The 17,730-nt window shown below is 53.5% G+C and carries 13 protein-coding genes; 2 read left to right on the plus strand and 11 right to left on the minus strand.

Going from position 1 to position 17,730, the window contains the following annotated elements:
• Nucleotides 1-10: 10 nt before the first annotated feature.
• Genes R2940_13105 through R2940_13120 form a run of 4 tightly spaced genes read right to left on the minus strand, consistent with a single transcriptional unit; the run spans nt 11 to nt 6,865 of the window.
• A complete protein-coding gene (locus R2940_13105) occupies nt 11-3,514 on the minus strand; it encodes an AAA family ATPase (protein ID MEZ4600720.1) in 3,504 nt (1,167 codons plus the stop codon).
• Entirely contained in the window at nt 3,504-4,760 is a 1,257-nt protein-coding gene (locus tag R2940_13110) for a DNA repair exonuclease (protein ID MEZ4600721.1), read from the minus strand. The genes R2940_13105 and R2940_13110 overlap by 11 nt, the downstream gene beginning before the upstream one ends.
• Nucleotides 4,761-4,800: 40 nt before the next feature.
• On the minus strand, nt 4,801-5,274 hold the full coding sequence (locus R2940_13115; GenBank protein MEZ4600722.1) for a hypothetical protein: 474 nt from the start codon (nt 5,272-5,274) through the stop codon (nt 4,801-4,803).
• A gap of 58 nt (nt 5,275-5,332) precedes the next feature.
• Complete coding sequence (locus tag R2940_13120; protein ID MEZ4600723.1) at nt 5,333-6,865, minus strand: hypothetical protein; 1,533 nt, start codon at nt 6,863-6,865, stop codon at nt 5,333-5,335.
• 115 nt (nt 6,866-6,980) lie between these two features.
• Here R2940_13120 and R2940_13125 point away from each other — a divergent pair.
• A protein-coding gene (locus tag R2940_13125; protein MEZ4600724.1) for an IS3 family transposase occupies nt 6,981-8,146 on the plus strand; the annotation gives its coding sequence in 2 pieces (ribosomal slippage) (nt 6,981-7,245 and nt 7,245-8,146; 1,167 coding nt in all).
• On the opposite strand, the gene R2940_13130 is transcribed toward R2940_13125, so the two are convergent.
• Genes R2940_13130 through R2940_13150 form a run of 5 tightly spaced genes read right to left on the minus strand, consistent with a single transcriptional unit; the run spans nt 8,121 to nt 13,854 of the window.
• Nucleotides 8,121-9,086, minus strand: a complete 966-nt coding sequence (locus R2940_13130) for a hypothetical protein (GenBank protein ID MEZ4600725.1) — start codon at nt 9,084-9,086, stop codon at nt 8,121-8,123. The genes R2940_13125 and R2940_13130 overlap by 26 nt on opposite strands.
• Nucleotides 9,079-10,719, minus strand: coding sequence for a hypothetical protein (locus R2940_13135; GenBank protein ID MEZ4600726.1), 1,641 nt, complete (start codon nt 10,717-10,719; stop codon nt 9,079-9,081). The genes R2940_13130 and R2940_13135 overlap by 8 nt, the downstream gene beginning before the upstream one ends.
• Before the next feature lie 50 nt (nt 10,720-10,769).
• Nucleotides 10,770-11,450 (minus strand): hypothetical protein, encoded by a 681-nt coding sequence (locus R2940_13140; protein MEZ4600727.1) that lies wholly within the window; start codon nt 11,448-11,450, stop codon nt 10,770-10,772.
• A gap of 2 nt (nt 11,451-11,452) precedes the next feature.
• Nucleotides 11,453-11,878, minus strand: a complete 426-nt coding sequence (locus R2940_13145; protein ID MEZ4600728.1) for a hypothetical protein — start codon at nt 11,876-11,878, stop codon at nt 11,453-11,455.
• A 29-nt stretch (nt 11,879-11,907) separates the two neighbouring features.
• The gene (locus R2940_13150) at nt 11,908-13,854 is read right to left on the minus strand and encodes an HsdR family type I site-specific deoxyribonuclease (GenBank protein ID MEZ4600729.1); all 1,947 of its coding nucleotides are present in this window, start codon (nt 13,852-13,854) and stop codon (nt 11,908-11,910) included.
• A 64-nt stretch (nt 13,855-13,918) separates the two neighbouring features.
• On the opposite strand from R2940_13150, the gene R2940_13155 reads away from it, so the two are divergent.
• Nucleotides 13,919-15,084, plus strand: a protein-coding gene (locus R2940_13155; protein ID MEZ4600730.1) for an IS3 family transposase whose coding sequence is annotated in 2 segments (ribosomal slippage) — nt 13,919-14,183 and nt 14,183-15,084 — 1,167 coding nt in all. Because the reading frame shifts where the segments join, the coding sequence is not laid out codon by codon here.
• 14 nt (nt 15,085-15,098) lie between these two features.
• On the opposite strand, the gene R2940_13160 is transcribed toward R2940_13155, so the two are convergent.
• Entirely contained in the window at nt 15,099-16,613 is a 1,515-nt protein-coding gene (locus R2940_13160; protein ID MEZ4600731.1) for a S8 family peptidase, read from the minus strand.
• A 6-nt stretch (nt 16,614-16,619) separates the two neighbouring features.
• On the minus strand, nt 16,620-17,615 hold the full coding sequence (locus R2940_13165) for an ATP-binding protein (GenBank protein MEZ4600732.1): 996 nt from the start codon (nt 17,613-17,615) through the stop codon (nt 16,620-16,622).
• Between the last annotated feature and the right edge of the window lie 115 nt (nt 17,616-17,730).

The following is a 17,730-nucleotide window of genomic DNA, read 5'->3' on the forward strand; positions in this document are numbered from 1 at the left end:
TTAATAAATATCACAACTCATGAACAAATATCCTGTCGCCAACATTCACCTCTTGCGCAGCCTCGGCGATCTGGCTGTGATGGGTGAACAGGATCACTTGTGTCTGAGAGGCTAGGTCGCTTAAGGCCTTTAGGGTGGCTTTTGAACGCTGGTCGTCGAAATTGATTAGGATGTCATCGACGATAAAGGGCATCGGCTCGCTGGACTGGATGCGCCATTCGAGGGTGGCCAGGCGCAAGGCCAAGTAAAGCTGATCGCGGGTACCTGAACTCATGCCCGCCACTTGGACCCAATTACCGTTGGGGCGCACCCCGATCAGGATCGGTTGACCATGGTCGTCGATATCGGTACGTAGGCCTGCAAAGGACCCCAAGGTCAACTCGCTGAAATACCGAGAGGCGATTTTCAGGACGGGATCCTGGTTTTCGGCCCGGTAGCGTTCGATTTCTTCCCTGAGGAACTTCGAGGCGAGTTTGATGCGGATGAAGCGTCCAGTCAGGCGGCGGATTTTGGCTAGAGCCTGCTGTGAGGCCTCCGCTAACTCGGCGGCCTGGCCACTGCCATCCATTCTGGCGAGTTCGTTTTTTTCCTGGCCGATAGTTTCGGATAATCGTCGGATTTCCGGATCCAGATTTCCTTCGATTTCGTTGGTCAGCTCTTCAATGCGACCCGGCAACTCATCCGGATCGATGTCTTCTGCCTGGGACTCCAACTCGCAGAGGGAAATCCCTTCAGCAATCCGAGCCAGCGTCGCCTCCACTTCATCGAGCTTTTCCTTGAGCTGCAGGTATTCCTTGGAACGTCGTTCCGCTTCGTTAAGTTGCTCCGTGGTTTCACAGCCTGCCAACTGGCGCAGGGCCACCATCTGCCCGTCTAAATTGTCCAACTCCGTTCGGGCACTCACCTGGTCCTGCTCCAGGGCCGCGATTTCCTCGGAATATTCCTGCACGAGAGCCTGGTCCTTATTGGCACTGCCGAGGCGAATCTTTAGATGTAAAACGATTTGAGCAGCATCGAGATCGAGAAGGTCTGTTGCAATTTCTATGGCCACCCCACGAACCCTACCTTCATATGCGGCTGCATCCCGATCGATCCCCTTGATGCGGCTCCCAAAACCGTCGGCCTCCTTTAGTTTTTCGAAGCATTTTTCCAGGGTCTCGATGAAGTCGACAGCCTCTGCTGGCAAGGCCTTGCGGTCGAGACCGAGGGGGGTTAGGGCTTCCTTCCAAAGAACCTGCCATTGCCGGAGTTCTTCTTCAGCTTCCTGTTCCTCCCCTCGTGCTGCATCTAAGGTATTTTGCAGATCCTGGATCTTGTTTTCGAGGGAAGTACGTCGGGTTTGTTCGCTCTGCCTCCGCTGGACCAAGTCTTCGGCCATCTCCAATACGGGCGATAGCTCTTCTCCCGGAAGGTCCTGCGCCTCCCCTGCCATAGCAAGCTCTATTAAAAGAGAGGTTCGCAGTTCCCGGCGTCTGGTTTCCCGGCCCTCCAAATCCTGAGCCAACTTATCGGCCTCAGCTACCTGGAAACGGAGCTTTTCAAAACTGGTGAGCCAAGCGTGCATTTCTCGTGGCGATAAGGGCTGGATGGAACAGGGTATCCATAATTCCTGCCAGCGAAGGGTAGCATCGGCCAATTCAGCATCAAATTGTTGCTTTTGGGCACCCAGCTCTTCCAAATGTTGTTCGATGGTCTCGCCCCGGGCTTTCAGGGCAGCATGCTTTTGAACCCGATCGGCTTCACGGTACAAACGGTCGGCAGTTTGGTCGGAGATGCCGACAAGCTTTTCATAAGCCTCCGGCAGAGAATGATCGGGATCAAAGGCACGGCTCTCGGCAGCCACGTCCTGGCCCTCCAGCCATTGCCGCCGCAAAAGCTGCCAGCCATGATCACGCTGCCTGCGGGCCCGGGACAGGTCCTCTTCGGTGGGCACTTCTGCAGCATACTCGATGGCGCGAATCTGCTCGGCAAGCTTTGTCAACTCTCCTTCCAACTTTTCGTGTTCCGTCTGCAATCGTTGCAGCTCATCAGCAGGCATCCGCAGTTCCTGCTCAAACCACTGCACGGTCTCCGGCAAGGGGACCGGCAGCCGTTTTACAAGATCCAAGGAGCCCTGCCAAAGCCCCAGGCGCTCTAAAGTCGGCAAACATTCCTTCTGAGCACTTTCCAACTCCTGCCGCCTATTCAATATTTCACCATCTAAATCGCAAGCTTTCTGCACCCGCAAAACCGCTTGGGACAGCTTGCCAACTTCAGCGACAGGGGGGATTTTCTGCAGATCCTCTTGAGCGGTTTTCAATTCCTTGGTGGCAGTCAGGACGAGACGGCCTGCTTGGCGAACCCCCTGTAGGAGTGCCTCATGTTTGCCACCGAGGATTTGAATGGCTTTTCGTTTTCCCAAGCTCGGGCGCAAGGTCTCGACTTGGTCGATGGGCAGGTCCGGCCGGATCTGTTTCAGCAACTCGGCCGCATCGGAACGACAACCGATTCTCCGCCCGTCGAGCCCAGGCCGCTCTGCCTTGGCATTTCGATACTGCCCGAGCTCTTGGTGCAGGAGCTCGATTTCCTCGGCATAGTCCAAAAGCCCCTGGTTAAGAGAAATGTCCTTGCGTTTTTCTTCCAGGTCCTTTAAGCGGCTATTGGCCGTTTCCAGACAATTCCGAGTGTCCCTAATTTCTTGCTCCAAGTCCCGTCTTCTTTCGCCGAAATCGGCAGGAAGCTCGACGACTTGGCCAAGTTCCCCCAGTTTTTCCAGCAAGCCCCGGCGTTGGCCAAGGTAGGGTAAAGCTTGTTTCAGGCGCTCAAGCTTTCGTTTTTTTTTGTCCAGATTGGCGCGCTGTTTGTTGATCTCCTCCTGCATTCGTTTGGCTTCGTCAAGAGCTCGCCGATGTTCCTGCCAATCCCGACTGGATAGAGTGACCTGCTTGATCTGAGCCTGGAGCTCCTTGTACTGATGGAGGGCCACGGCGATGGCCTGACTCGAGCCCCGCTGTTTGAACAGATTGTCCCCCTCGCTTTCCAGTTCATCGACGATCGTTTTCAAGGAAGCCAGGCCGGTGCCTGCGGCGAACAAGGCCTGACCTACCTCACCCTGCTGTTCCAGAATGCCCTGCCCTCCCTGGACGAGGGTTTCGTGGTCAATGCCGTACAACGTGCTGAAAAGGTCCTGTTCGATGCCGTGCAGGAATGGGGTCAGTGCAGCGGGTTCGAGGGGCTGTTCCTGGCTGTCAAACAGGCTGTTTTTGTTTCTTTTTCGGCGGTAAAAGAACAATTCACGACCATCTCCCCCCTGTAGGTGGCCACCGACCAGAAGTTGATCATAGGAATGAAGGAAATTATCATCGGTACGCATGGGAAAACCGAAGAACAGGGCCTGCAGCGCTCGCAGGGAACTGCTCTTGCCGGCTTCGTTTGGCCCAAAAACGACATGCATGCCGGGAAGTTCGGAGGAGAAATCGAGGATCCGGTCGGTAAAGGGGCCGAAAGCCTTGAGTTCCAAGCGTTTAATGCGCATGCCGCCCTCCCTTCTGTAGCTTGGCCCTTAGCAGCTCCTTGACATCTTCCCGCAAGGTGGCCAGGTCCTCTTCGCCAGGGGCAAAAGGATCGTCGTCGACCAACAAGTCCGGAGGGAGCTTGCTGCGCAATTGCTCAAAACCAGGGACCAGGTCCAGTAAGCGAGAGGATTCGAATTGCAGGTTTTCCACCGATTGCTCCAAAGCGGCAAAGGGGGAGTCATCGGCAATTCCCTCGACAGAATTTTCTTTGCGAGTGAGGAACAAAATCTTTTCGAGCCAGACGTCACCGAGACTTGCGGCCACAGCGCGAAATTCCTCGTGCCAGTGAGCCGCATTGTCATGGAGCCGGCCATGCAGAGGGGTTATTCCCAGCAACGTTAGACGTACAGCCAGAGGCCGACCGTCGGCTTGCTCCCGCTCATCCTCTAGCGCCTCCCGCACCATTTCGAGGAGCGATTCACTACGGTCACAACCGTTCAAGTCTATCCGGCAGGGAGACCAACGCAGAACATCCAGTTCTTTCGCGGTGACATCCACTACCCGTCCGTCCTCGACAGTCACCAGTGTACAGCCTTTGGCTCCTGTTTCACGGATATGTCTTCCCTGAAGATTCCCCGGAAAAACCACCCAAGGGTCACATTCCACCTCTTCGCGCTGATGGACATGCCCCAACGCCCAATACTGATAACCTTTCGAACGCAGAGCATCCAGGGTACAAGGCGCATAGGGCTCATGCCCGGGACGACCGGTAAGACTGGTGTGTAGCAGACCGATGTTGAAGAGATCGGGATCGCCCTGAGGATAATTTTGAGTCAGGTCATCGGCCACCGTCCGGGAGGAAAAACTCTGACCGTGGATGGCAACGCCGAGATTTTCTAAAAGGTGGGTGTCCACCTTTCGGTGCGAAAACAGGGTAACGTTGTCGGGGAGATTGAGAGCACGGGTGATCTGGCTGGCGGCATCATGGTTGCCGGAAATCAAGAAGACCGGAATGCCGGCTTCCCGCAGCCGGCCCATGCGATTGACGAAATAGATGCCGGTATTGTAGTCCTTCCAAGTGCCGTCATAGAGGTCGCCGGCCAGCAGGATAAAGGCCACCTCTTCGTCGATAGCTAGTTCTACCAGATTGTCAAAAGCCCGCCTTGCCGCGCCCCGGATTTGCTCGGCTGGGGCATCCGGATAAATTTCTAGGCCCTTAAGCGGGCTGTCGAGATGAATGTCAGCGGCATGTAGGAATTTGAACATGATTCGGCACCCTATTTAATAAACACAGTTTAATAAGTTATCAGAAAATATCTATTTTCCCCAAATATTCATTTATCGATCTAAAATGGTCGGGGAACTTTCTATGAAGAACGTTTTTTAGAGATTCTGAATTCTCAATTTCCAGAAGCTGATCAAATTCATGAGCAGTTAATCCAAGCTGGCGGGTATATTTATCGACAATAGTTGTTGGAAAAACTTTGTGAAATTCGGCGAGATAGTGAGTCCCGTTCATTCGAGACATTTTCTTGGATTTAACTAGATAGATAACCTGCAAAATATGCTCAAGAGCCTTTGGAACCTCACCAGGAAGAACTGGAAAAGATATTATAGTCTTTCTCACAATGACGGGTTGATCAGTATTCTTGGTTTTCTGGCCTTCTTTTAAAAGCAACCTTCTTAAAACATCATTAGGTTCTGTCTCTTCGAAAGGGATAGCCTTTTTCTGAAGGAATTTATAAATTTCTTCATCGATTTCTATGGTTATCTTTGGCATTCTTGTCCACCCCTTCCTTTCCAAAAAACTCTAGAATTTTTAAAATAAATCCAAGTACTCACACCATCAACTGATCAAAGGAAGCAGATCGAATAGCTCGTTGCAAGTAGCGCCTATACCCTTTTTCTCTGTCAAAGAAAGCCAGGTCTGCCTTTCCACCATCCAGGCCAAGAATCAAGCGAGCTCCCAATTGGGGGGCTGTTTCTATTAAGGCAATATCGCCTTTTTTTGCTTCCGTGCCCACAGAGCACATTTCCGGGGTTGCGATCAACTCGGATAGGATTTTATTCGCAGAAAAAATCCACTCCAGCCAATCCAAATCGCTTGAGCACAGCGGGCCTATACTTTGTCGGGCCTCCTCCATAACCACCTCATCATCTCGCACTAGTTGCGCCAAGCAAACCATCAGGGCTTTTACACGCAGGCGTTTTTGCTCCTCCTCAGGCGTTTCACTGAGCGCTTTAGGGGGCACGAAACGCAAACCACAATCCCAGGCCAGCCACAATACCAACCCTCGTAACCTGGCAAACTCATCGGCGTTACCGAGTGTGAGATCCTCCGGGGGATGGAGGAGAGAGTTCGGAGTCTCAAATAACGTATGGACAATGGTCTCAAAAAGCCGCCATCTCTCTTCAACAGGAAAGGTAGTTTGCCCTTGTTTGACCCATGCCACCCTGCCGTCACAATTGCGCAACTGCCTTAAAACCGCCAAAACAGCAGTCAGACGGATGACGATATCCTCAAAAGACAATTTCTTCTCGACCAAAGCGTGGCATTGGTTGATCATCCTCCCGATCAAGGTGTGTACCTTCGCATGACACAGATGAAGGGTCTTCTGCGCTAACTCTTTGTCGGTTATTTCACCCGCTTCTTCATCATCGGCATCCACTTGTTCCTCTTCGCTTCGCCCCTTGGCATCCCGCGGCTCATAGGCCGATCCCAGATCTTTTTCGGCTTCGGTCCGCAGGTGATAAATTAAGACATCAAGGAGATAGGCCAAATCATCAGAATGACGCAGACGATGCTTATTCTGCACTTTTTTAGTTTGGCTTAGATCGATGGAGAGACTTGTCCCTTCGGAAGAGTTTTTAGCCTCTTCAGCATTTACCGTGGCGGCTTGCTTGAGTTTACTTACTTCCCGATTTACTTCACTTTCTTTCGCAAAGATTATTTTATCGACACACTTAATCAGGGTTTCTAAGTCCGGGGAATCCGTGTGGAGACTGGTTAAAGCCTCGCGAAACCGCCTTTGAGGACCAGTCCGCGAGCATTCTTCGATCCTGCGCTGATGATGAACCAAGAATAAATGTTGCTGTTGTTGGCTGTCGGACACAACAAAAGCGGCAGAATCAATGTCTTTTTTAGCCATTTCGACCAAAAAGTCAGTCTCTTGCCGTTGAGCTGTTTTCAAGCAAATCGTTTTTCGATTCTGATCCCTTATTTCACAAGAAAGCGTCGCTACTTCCGCAGGGAACTTGCCCTTCAGGGCAATCCCTTCCTCGGTAACAATGCCGACACCTATCACGACCGATTTATCGTTTTTTCCGGTCTGCGTTTTTTGCCAGTTGAGGCTTATGCCTTTCCAGTCCATTTCGGAAAGCTCCGGCAAAGTTGGAATGTCCAGAATCCCAAGATCCTTCGCAACTGATGTATCCTGGTGACAGTGGACACTCTCGCTTGGTAAACTGCCAGGCAGGAGAGTGACAATGAAAAGACAGCAACGGTATACGCCTGAGTTTCGCACTGAGGCGGTGAAAATGGTAACGGAACAGGGTCTATCGCAGCCGGAAGCAGCCAAACGGCTTTCGATACCCAAGGGCACACTGGCGAACTGGGTAGCGGAATCCAGGGCAGCCAACCTTTCAATAGCGCCTGGGGCGCTTTCTGCCGATGAACTGGCGAAAGAAAATTCCCGGTTGCGCAAGGAGCTTGCCGAGGCCCGCATGGAGCGTGACATCTTAAAAAAGGCGACGGCGTACTTTGCCAGGGAGTCGCTGCCCGGTACGCGTTCATGAAGCAATGGCGACTCCACTTTCCCGTTACGATCATGTGTCGGGTTTTCGATGTGTCCCGCAGCGGCTTTTACGCCTGGCTGACACGAGAACCGTCCCAACGTGCGCAAGAAGATGAACGCCTCAAGGTTGCTATCAAGGCCGCCCACAAGCGTACTCGCGAGAGTTACAGCTCGCGGCGATTACAGCCGGAGCTGGCGGCTGAAGGTTTTATCGCCGGACGGGATCGCATTGCCCGGTTACGCCGGGAATTGGGCATAAGGTGTCGACAGAGGCGCAAATTCAAGGCGACAACGAATTCAAAACACAACCTGCCGGTGGCGGAAAACCTGCTGGAACAAACCTTTACCCCCAGCGCGCCGAATGAGGTCTGGGTTTCAGACATTACCTACATCCCTACTGGCGAGGGCTGGCTCTACCTGGCAGGGATTAAGGACGTATTCACCTGCGAAATCGTCGGCTACGCCATGGCGGAGCGCATGACGCAGGAGCTGACCAGTCGGGCGCTATTCCGGGCGGCGCAACAGAAACGGCCCACGGCCGGGCTGATCCACCATTCGGACCGTGGCAGCCAGTATTGCTCCCACGACTACCAAAATCTCCTTGTGCAGTTTGGTATGAGGCCGTCGATGTCACGCAAGGGCAATTGCTATGACAATGCACCGATGGAGAGCTTCTGGGGAACCCTCAAGAATGAACTGGTGCATCATTGCCGCTACGCGACCAGGGCCGAGGCTGAAGCCTCTATCCGGGAGTACATCGAGATATTCTACAACCGCCAACGGCGTCATTCGCGCCTTGGCTATTTGGCGCCGGCCGTGTTCTTGCAAAACTTCAACCTTCAGACAGCGGCCGCTTGAGATGCGAGTGTCCACTATTGACAGGACACGTCAACCAGGCGGGAGCACTTGGATTTGCACTGCCCGTTGCTAAAAAGAATTCACCGTTCGACAGGCGGATGGCCAAAGCCTTGGCATGCAGGTAACCGGTCCGTTCATTTTTGTCAGTCGCCCCCAAATTGCCTCCGTTGACAAATCTAACTCCCGCAACCTTAAGACCGGATGGGATCTGCACACTGGCCGGATCGATTGCGACCAGGGTTTCCTTGGGGCGCAGATCTTCCTGGAGTCGTTGCAAAAACCTTAGTTCGGCATCAAAAAATGCCCCCGCAACTAACACCTGCTCAACTTCGCCTTCAATATTCACTATCAACTGATCCCATAAACTGGGAGAGGCGGGGTTCGCCGCCAATAGGTGAAAGCGCTCGGACACTGCTTCTCGGTCCGTTTTCAACCAGGGGGCAAAATCCTGAAGCTTTAGCACCATCTCGCCCAAGTGGCTGGGCAATTGGTTGCCCTGGGATTCTACCCAGGCCAACACATGGCGCCAGGCTGTCTGTAGCACAGACACCGCTTCATCGTCGTCGCTGCCTTGTAGACGAACAAGATTGGTCAGTTCACGGTTATAGCCAAACCCGGACAATGTCAGGTTGTGGCTGCCAACCAAAAGGGAGCCTTTATTTTTTCCCACGAGCAAGATGACTTTGGGATGGAAAGCCCCGGGGGACGAGATCGGCACCAAGGAGTAATAGCGACCCGCTAAACGAGGTGGGTGATGGGCAACCGAATGGGCACACTGCGCGGCATCCATTAACAAAACGTTGTGGTGAACCCCTTGGCCGATGAGCTTGCGAAGCACCACCTCTTCGTAAAATGGCAGGTAAGCGTTATAGCTGGTAATCAGAGAGGCTTCGTATCCTCCCTTTTTAATTTCATCAATTATCGAGATCCGTTCACTCATCACCAACCTCCCTGAGCTGCTTTCCCAAGGAAGAGGTAACCCATACCGTTCCGTTTTTCTCAAGAGCGCCAATGTCTTTGAGGATACGCAAGGATTGGTTAAACCGAGGGCTCGTGAAAACGGCGTGGGGTACAGATATAACTTCGAGCCCTTGGTCCGAGGGACGGATGCGGAAGGTCGACTGGGACTGGCCCCGCAGCTTGCGCAATGCAACCATAAAGTGGGTATGCACTCCCCATTCGTGGCCAAGCCAGGCAATCCACTCCCACACCCTTAAATGGCCCCAGGTTTGAGAGCAGTGAAAAAGGAAAGATTTTAAATTTATGGGGTAAACGTCGAAATAATGGCCATTGAAAACAAACTCTTCATATCCGGTTTGCGTTTCAGGCCTTTTCATCAGAGCTATCAGAATATTGAGCGCTGCTTCCAGTATCCGGGAACGATAATCTGGAGTCGCCTTTTTGTCGCATAGGCTTTCTATCAGGTTGGCGAGCTGCATCTCATGGTGTTCATGAGCCCAATCGCTTAGCGAAGGCAGCCAACTATCTGTAGAAACGGCAAGGTCGGCAACCGTCATTTCCAGAGAAATACTGCTTTCAAAAGCCGCGACATCAAGAGAAGATACAAACCACTGGCATAGTTGTTCCGATGATTCAAAACGAAGTCCGGATTCTTCATAAGCGTCCAAAAGAACAAAAAAGATGCCCTGGACGGCGATAGACAGCAACTCATTCCGTTGATAAACGGCCCATCGGCACCGATTCTGGTTCAGTCTTTCTGGTAGACTCCAGGCATCCCCATTGGGCAGAGCCCCGCTATAAACAGCCCCCCGAAACGCTGCTAAATCTATGGATTGGTCAAAGCGCGCCAGTTCATCTGCCAAATAGAGCATGACTTGCAAACTGCGGCGGCGAGCCAGCAAATCTGTCTCTTCAAAAAGGTTGCGGACAAAAAAAAGATCAGCCAGTAGCTGATGTTCTTGAGGGTTGTTCTTCAGGTGACATGGACAAAAGCTGGCCAATTCATCGAGGCGCTCCGCCGTCACAATATTTTCATCCAAAGTTTGCAGAAACAGGCTTCGATCTACTCCCTGATCCACTGCCTCTGCCAAAATACGGCCAATCTGATTGGTGTTTGCAATTCCGGAGCTCCCGTTGCCATCCATAATGCCTAGCTCGGCGAAGACGCCCAAATAATACTGTCCCAATCCACCCAATTTATTTTTAAAATATCTTCCTGGTTTGTCTTCCCGATGGGCAATTTCAGACAATGTAACGGATTGGTTATTTTTTATTTCACTGATTTGATGCGCAATGTTAGCGCTGCCAGTGGTGGCGCCAGCGTGTCCCTCATGGTCAGTCCCCGTGAGATGCGCATGGCGATGAGCGATCAGAGTAAACAAGCAGTCTGCTTTGCGAAACTGGTCGATAAAGGTGTCGTTGTAACGGTACCCCGCCTGCTCCAACGCCCAAACGATCCATGGATAAAAACTGTAATACCGGGCCCGGTCAGTGACGTTGGTAATTCCCGGCAACATGCGCCCATAGATATTGATACACGGCGCCTGAACCGATAAATGATCTAAACCGCCGATTTGATTTGGGGGTTTAACCCAGGCAGTTTGAACTTCCACGGCGTCCCTCCCTCGCCAAAGATGTTGGCGGATATAAACACTAAGATAGCTTACGAAGCCTGTACAATTTTTTCAAAAAATTCAATAAAACCTGAATCATAGGGTTCTCCCACATGATTGACATTCCATAAACCGGCTTTGCCAATCACCGCCCGATCGGCATCCAATCCCAACCAATCTTTCGTTACGGGATCGATCGGTTCCTTATCCACATTGGAAAGAAGCGCTATCGCATTGCGTTCCAAATAGGCACGAATACTATGGGATCCCGAGGAATCGTCGGCTTCCACCCAAACAAAAGGCATAGCCCCAATAACCTGAGTTACTTTGACTTCGAGGGAATGTTCCAGAGCACGTACCTCCTGGTTAGCAAAGCTTCCTCTTCCCCAAGTCGGGCATTCAAAATCGCCCCTTTTGATGAGCGCACTTCCGACGTGAAGTCGGAAGATGGATCCCCTATGGTTGCCCCCACCGGTATTCGTTCCCTTATGCCCTCTCAACCGACTCCAAAGCGTGGTCCGTGATCCGGTACTGACAGCATGCGTGCCAACCCGAACCACTCGCAGATCCTGCCCATTCTCTCTAAATTCTCCCTCTTCAAAGAAGAAATAGACACCTCGGCGGGGCCAGTTCATGCGACCATGACTCTCGGATAACTTTCTTATCCCCTGCCGTCGCCGCAAGGCTCGAAGAATGGTATAAAACCGCTCAATGTCTTGTTTTCGGTTCATGGTCACAAATCAACCTGGTTCAGGTCCTGCTTAAGAAACTGAAGCTGGCGACCAATAGTTAATCCTCGCATGGGTATTTCATAGAAACTCAGTTGGGCAAGAAGATATTTTCGATATTTATCGCCTGCCAGGAAAACAAAGTGATCTCTCTTAAGATCGGCCCGTTTTGCAAGCTGGGCAAGAACTGCAGCCGCCCACTCTTTTCGCTCCTGAACCTTCATGGTGTTCAAAGTTTGGTCATAGGGGTCGAGGTCGTCGTCAAGCTCGACCAAACCATATTTGGCCGACAAGATGAAAATGCCGTCCGGGGTTAATAGCTGCGCATAACGAAGGCTAAGTCGGAACAGTGGGCTCACATAGAGATTTTTTGCTAAGGATCTGCTCGTCTGCTTCTGACTGACACAGGAGATGAGAACAATCCTCTTCATTTTAATAGCCCAGCCCCTGTAAGGAGAGATTAGTAATACTGTTTGATATAGCTATACGCCTTGTCGAACAGATCCTGGTCCTTGACCTGGTACTTCACGTAAATCACTTTGCGCAGGGCCTTCTGGACCTCGCGCTCTCCGGCCTTGGTATCCTGCCAGCCGGGGAAGCGGACCATCCGTACGATTTCGTCGATGTCGTTGACAATCCGTTCGACCACCATCGGCGTCTTGCCGTTCTTCACCTCGGCGAACAGCTCGGTCAGGGCAGCTTTGGCCTTGGCCTGTTCATCGACCGGGTCCACTTGCTTCTCGGCCTGGACGACCTCCTTGGCCAGGGTCAGCAGCTCCTTGAGGAAGTCGAGGCTGTGGAGCAGGCCCTGTTCGTGCCGTTCCTTGAGCTTTTCGAGGCGCTCGCCCAGGGCGACAAACTTCGGGTTGTCCTTGTGCTTGCGCAGGCGGGCGATGAGCTTGATCTCGATTTCCTTGGATTTCTTGTCCGGGTCCTTGGCATCGAGCAGCCCTTCGAGGACCTCGGCGTCCATCACCAGGGTGTCCAGATCGTCGCGCACCGTTTCCAGATGCACGTTCTCATGCACCAGTTCAATGGTCTTGGCCCCCAGGGCGTGCCAGAGCAGCTTGCCGTTGCCGCTCGGCGGCTTCACCGATTCATAGACCTGGGTCAGCCACTTGTAGTCCTTTTCATAAAGGCCGAGACAGGGATCGGGAGACAGCGCCTCCCACAGACGGGAGAGCACCGAGTATTCCGCCGCGAACTTGTCCCGGGTCTCGTTATCCGGCAGGCAATCCTGCGCCGCGATCAGCCCCTCGTAGCCACCGACGGTGCGGTCCACGCTAGGGAAGAACGAAAGGCTCTTCGCCACCACGCCGGGCAGCTCTTTCTTGAGGTCATCCAGATTGGTGATAACCCTCTGCACCGCCTTTTCATCGAAATCCAGGGCCGTGGCCACGTCATCGAAGATGCCGAGGTAATCCACGATCAGTCCGTGGGTCTTGCCGGGGTAGACGCGGTTGGTACGGCAGATGGCCTGCAGCAGGTTGTGATCCTTCATCGGCTTGTCGAGGTACATCACCTGCAGAATCGGCGCATCGAAACCGGTCAGCAGCTTGGAAGTGACGATCAGGAATTTGAGCGGGTCGTTCGGATCGCGGAACCGGTCGAGGAGCTTTTCCTCCTCGTCCTTGGCCAGCTTCCATTCCGCGTAATCATCGGACTTTCCACCCTGGGTGTGCATGACGATGGCGCTGGCCTCCGGACCGACCAACTCGTCCATGGCCTTCTTGTAGAGAACGCAGCACTCCCGGTCGAAGGTCACCACCTGGGCCTTGAAGCCGTTCGGCTCCACCTTCTCCTGGAAGTGCTTGACGATGTGCTGGCAGATGGCGTTCACCCGGGCCGGGGCCTTGATCAGCACCGCCATCTTGGCGGCCCGCTTGGCCAGGTCGTCACGATCCAGCTCGCTCAGCTCATCGGTCATCTGTGAGTAGGCTTCGTCGATGGCGTCCTTGTTGATGTGCAGCTTCACGTCCACCGCCTCGAAATGCAGCGGCAGCGTGGCCTTGTCCCGGATCGAATCCTGGAACGAGTAACGGCTCATATAGCCCTGCTCATCCTCGTCCGCGCCGAAGGCCCAGAAGGTGTTGCGGTCCCGCTTGTTGATCGGCGTGCCGGTCAGACCAAAGAGAAAGGCGTTGGGCAGCGCATCGCGCATCTTGCGGCCTAAGTCGCCTTCCTGGGTGCGGTGCGCCTCGTCCACCATCACGATGATGTTCGAGCGCTCGTTCAGGCGGCCGTCCGCCTCGCCGAACTTGTGAATGGTAGTGATGATGATCTTGCGGGTATCGGCCGCCAGCAGGCTTTGCAGCTCCTGCCGGGTGGCGGCTCCGATCATGTTCGGGATGTCGGCGGCGTTGAAGGTAGCGGTGATCTGGGTGTCCAGATCGATACGGTCCACCACGATTGATGTATCCTGGTGACAGTGGACACTCTCGCTTGGTAAACTGCCAGGCAGGAGAGTGACAATGAAAAGACAGCAACGGTATACGCCTGAGTTTCGCACTGAGGCGGTGAAAATGGTAACGGAACAGGGTCTATCGCAGCCGGAAGCAGCCAAACGGCTTTCGATACCCAAGGGCACACTGGCGAACTGGGTAGCGGAATCCAGGGCAGCCAACCTTTCAATAGCGCCTGGGGCGCTTTCTGCCGATGAACTGGCGAAAGAAAATTCCCGGTTGCGCAAGGAGCTTGCCGAGGCCCGCATGGAGCGTGACATCTTAAAAAAGGCGACGGCGTACTTTGCCAGGGAGTCGCTGCCCGGTACGCGTTCATGAAGCAATGGCGACTCCACTTTCCCGTTACGATCATGTGTCGGGTTTTCGATGTGTCCCGCAGCGGCTTTTACGCCTGGCTGACACGAGAACCGTCCCAACGTGCGCAAGAAGATGAACGCCTCAAGGTTGCTATCAAGGCCGCCCACAAGCGTACTCGCGAGAGTTACAGCTCGCGGCGATTACAGCCGGAGCTGGCGGCTGAAGGTTTTATCGCCGGACGGGATCGCATTGCCCGGTTACGCCGGGAATTGGGCATAAGGTGTCGACAGAGGCGCAAATTCAAGGCGACAACGAATTCAAAACACAACCTGCCGGTGGCGGAAAACCTGCTGGAACAAACCTTTACCCCCAGCGCGCCGAATGAGGTCTGGGTTTCAGACATTACCTACATCCCTACTGGCGAGGGCTGGCTCTACCTGGCAGGGATTAAGGACGTATTCACCTGCGAAATCGTCGGCTACGCCATGGCGGAGCGCATGACGCAGGAGCTGACCAGTCGGGCGCTATTCCGGGCGGCGCAACAGAAACGGCCCACGGCCGGGCTGATCCACCATTCGGACCGTGGCAGCCAGTATTGCTCCCACGACTACCAAAATCTCCTTGTGCAGTTTGGTATGAGGCCGTCGATGTCACGCAAGGGCAATTGCTATGACAATGCACCGATGGAGAGCTTCTGGGGAACCCTCAAGAATGAACTGGTGCATCATTGCCGCTACGCGACCAGGGCCGAGGCTGAAGCCTCTATCCGGGAGTACATCGAGATATTCTACAACCGCCAACGGCGTCATTCGCGCCTTGGCTATTTGGCGCCGGCCGTGTTCTTGCAAAACTTCAACCTTCAGACAGCGGCCGCTTGAGATGCGAGTGTCCACTATTGACAGGACACGTCACCCGCCCGCGTATTGATGGCCCAATTGCCACCATGCGCCACCAGCTCCGGCTTGATGGCACCGTCAACGGAATAGCCGCCTCGGGTGAAAGGCGATGGTTGATCAGGTTGAGCTATCGGTACCTCTGAAGGGTCGTGTGTGTGGGTCTGACTGTTCCAACTTTGGTTGTGCCGTGCCAAGCTGCCCACGGTGAGGGCGTTCAGTGCCGGTGCTGGCTCTATGATTCGCCAAGCATCGTCCAGCAAATAATTCGGGTAGTTGTCACGCCACGTCAAGCCATCAGGCGAGTCCTCGCCGATGCGATGGTTACCCGCCGAAACCACAAACAGGACGCCCAATTCCCGCGAAAGAGTATCCAGGGTCATGGAAAGCCCTCTCAGATGGCCGCCGAGATAAGGTTTATTCGCATCACCAAATGAGAGATTGAAGACTCGGCAGTTGTACTCTTCTGTAAAGTAGCGTACCGCCTCTTCAATGTGATTCTCGACAAAACCGGTCGTGTTTTCGTTGTCTTTGTCGAGGATTCTGCCGCTGAACAGGCGCAGGCTGGGAACGAAGGTACCGTCGCGTAAGCTGCACTCAAAATCGCCATACAGGGCCAGACCGGCGACATGGGTGCCGTGACCGTTCTCGTCATGGGATCCTTCGCCAGGCAGAAAGCTCTGCGCCTCGCCCACGGCAGCTCCCAGCAGGGGGTGTCCTGTCGCGAGACCGCTATCCAGGACAACGACGCCGGGTGCATCCTCGCCTGGATCAATAATCTCGGGAAAGTTCTGTATATCCTGAAAAACAACGGATCGCTTCAGACCAAAGTTGGGCGGCAGGTCAACAGAACGCACATCACGATGCCGGAGGAGTTGGTCCGCCTGAGCGGGGTTACAAAGAATCCGGTAGAGCGTCAACCCGGGCTGTTTGACCTGATCCTTTTTTTCAATGCTTTGCTGCGTCAGCCATTCTTCGAACTTAGCCCATTCTTGATCACGCCCCTGATGGTTATCCTCCAATGGCCAAAGCTCGATATCCAGCAGGAATTCATCTGATTCCGGGAGACCCTGTTTCCTCAACGCCCAACCTTTGCGGTCCTCGGAACTCCAGCCATCGATACTTTGCAGGGCATAAATGACCTGCTTATTCGTGACATCGCCGCCACGGGCCATGGTCGAGAGACGCGACTCGAACTGGGCGAGGGCCGCGTTGCTGGCGAAACCGATGACGACCGTTTCGTCTTCCTGACTGACAAATTCTATTTCCGGTGAAATCTTGCGCAGATCCTCGGGGTCAAATCCCTTGTGCACAGAAAACCGGAACAGCCTGCGATCATCAAATCCACCCACATCACCAGTAGCTTGTTCCTTGGCATTGGCGAGCTTCTGTAACAGCCCGCGACCGTGTCCGCAGACATCACTAGGTGCCTTCGGAGGCATATAGGTTCCAGGTCGTTTCTCGTTGACCGGCGCTTCGCGCTGCAGAGCAAGGTGGGGAAAGGTTTCTTCCATGACCGATTAGCTCCTCTTGGTGCGTGCTCTTCGAGCATCCTCGCGCTTGATGGCTGATTGCAGGTGGCGTTCACTGAGGAACTCTTTACCCGCCAGAACCATATCTTTCGCGGCACGGCGCAGAACGCGCTCCACGTCGGCGTGGCTCATGCCCTTAAACAGACTTGCTATGCGAGCATCATCAACTTCGAATTCCCTACGAAGACCGTGAAGCTTGACGGATAATAAGCGACGCAACTGTTCAAGATTTGGTGATTCAAAAATCAGCACCTCATCAAATCGCCGCCAAACGGCGGAATCGAGAATGCGTTCATGGTTGGTTGCCGCCACCAGAATGCTCTTACCTTCATAAGCATCGAGCATCTGGAGGAAGGCATTCACTACCCGCTTCAGTTCTCCGTGCTCAGCCTCATCTGAACGCTCCTTGGCCATTGCATCAAACTCATCGAACAGTACTACCATCGGCACGGTAGAGATAAAATCGAAGACTTGCCGCAAATTGGACGCTGTTTCGCCCAGCAAAGAGGAAATCACGCTGTCGATGCGTACTATTGCCAGCGGCAAGCCAAGCTCACTGGCTAGAACTTCAGCGGTCAGAGTTTTCCCACATCCCGGAGGGCCGCAAAACAGCAACTTATCTGCCGGATGCAGGCCATAGCTATTCAATGTCTCGGCCCGATGATGTTCTTGAAGGAGTTCATCCAGGAGCGAGGAATTTTCATCCGAAAGCACAACGTCTTCTAGGCGCCTTACAGGCTCTTTGATTTGCAACAGAGGTAAATTCCGCTCTTTATCTTTTGGCAATCGGTCGTTTAACACGGAATGAAATGGCACAGTTGAGCTTCGACGGCCATAAAGAATCTTTTCAAGATCATTGGCCAGCAGATGGTGATTCTTAACGCGCTCTTCCTGGATCAGTTGCTCGGAAACGCGCTTAAATGCTTCATGGTTTCCTTCCGATCCGGTTTTGATTAGCTGTCTCAGTAATTTAGCTGTCGCCATAATTGTTCTCCAGCGTATCTGCTCTCTCGTGCCGCACCATTGTCTTACTCAACCATTTTCGCGGCACCTCGATATGTGCAATGTCGCCAAACTTGATCATCTCCCAGCCGGATTT

The sequence above is a fragment of the Syntrophotaleaceae bacterium genome (assembly GCA_041390365.1).
Classification (GTDB): Bacteria; Desulfobacterota; Desulfuromonadia; order Desulfuromonadales; family Syntrophotaleaceae; genus JAWKQB01.